Annotated in this window: 1 protein-coding gene; it reads right to left on the reverse strand. The window is 45.2% G+C overall.

Translation table 11 applies throughout. From position 1 onward, the window contains the following. Window positions 1–70: 70 nt before the first annotated feature. On the reverse strand, window positions 71–909 hold an 839-nt coding region (locus RM553_RS19480), incomplete at its 5' end, for a transposase (RefSeq protein WP_311536632.1).

Consider the following 909-nt stretch of genomic DNA (forward strand, 5'->3'; position numbering starts at 1 on the left):
AACGGCAGTCTGTCTAATAACATAGCTGTTTCTGCCTATTTTGGACTAAACTAAGGCTTTTTACAGTATGCTATAAAATAAACCTGAAACCATGGCTGCCGCATTTAAAGAAGTCTGTAAGCTTTAAAATTGACTTATATCGGTTTAGAAGGAGCAAAAAACAGGCATATACGCTTTTCCCTAACTTTTTCCAGACTTTTTCACCCATCAGGTTCATAATCCGTCTGAGATTGTAGGCGATAAAGATAAAGCCTACATCTGCCGAAGCCCGTTTCATTCCTTTTTTGGAGAGGATATGGTCAAACCCCCATTGCCGCTTTATGGTGCCAAAGGGATGTTCCACGATGGCCTGCCTGCGCCGGTACAATTCCGGCTCAGCTTCTATATTTCTTTTGTTTTTTTCATAAACAGGCGCATAACTGTTCCTGGCCAGGATCCTGCCGTTCTTGGCCGTGGTGCATAACTCCCGCACCGGACATCCTTTACAGGCTTTTGTTTTGTATTGTTTGAATTTTGATTCATTGGATTTTCCGCGGTGGTTGGTGTAGTATTTCCCGTTGGTTTTGAGCAACTGATTTGCCGGGCAGGTATAATGGTCTTGCTCTGGGTCATAGATAAAATGCTGGATATTGTAGTTAGGGTCTGGCGCACCGGAAGCAGGACCCGGAATGGCCACCAAGGTTTTGATCTTTAGCTTCTGGGCGATTTCCAGTTCAGAGCCTGTATGGTAGCCCTTATCAAAGAGCGCGGTGAACGTGGTGGTTCTTAAGATGGTTTTGGACCTGCGGATCATGGCGCCCATGGCCTTGGAATCATTGTGGTTGGTGACCTGGTAATCAATAGGGAGGCAATGTTTGGCATCTACTGTGGACTGCACATTATAAGCTACTTCGGTAATATTGTTGCGCG

It is taken from the genome of Autumnicola tepida (assembly GCF_031846485.1).
GTDB classification, from domain to species: Bacteria; Bacteroidota; Bacteroidia; order Flavobacteriales; family Flavobacteriaceae; genus Autumnicola; species Autumnicola tepida.